Consider the following 239-nt stretch of genomic DNA (forward strand, 5'->3'; position numbering starts at 1 on the left):
TGTTTTCACCTTCAATGGCGACGGCGAAGCGAACTCTTTCGCCGTCATGATATGCCAGTGCGGCGCTTCCTCCTGGCCCGAGAATAATTGAGTCGACCACGCCCGTGCTCACTACCGTTGAATTTTCACCGCTGGCAATGATGTGTACATTGTCGCCGCTGTTGGCAATTCTGGCGTTTGCGCCAAAGCTGGCGATTTGCACCAGGTCACCATTACTGGCGACATGACACCGTTCACCC

General features: G+C 54.8%; 1 protein-coding gene. It reads right to left on the reverse strand.

All coding sequences use genetic code 11. The features are described 5' to 3' along the window. A partial coding sequence (locus tag SB765_RS33325) for a hypothetical protein (protein WP_410932996.1) occupies window positions 1-202 on the reverse strand: 202 nt, incomplete at its 3' end. Window positions 203-239: the final 37 nt, after the last annotated feature.

The sequence above is a fragment of the Pseudomonas sp. SIMBA_067 genome (assembly GCF_046534675.1).
In the GTDB taxonomy this organism is placed as follows: Bacteria; Pseudomonadota; Gammaproteobacteria; order Pseudomonadales; family Pseudomonadaceae; genus Aquipseudomonas; species Aquipseudomonas putida.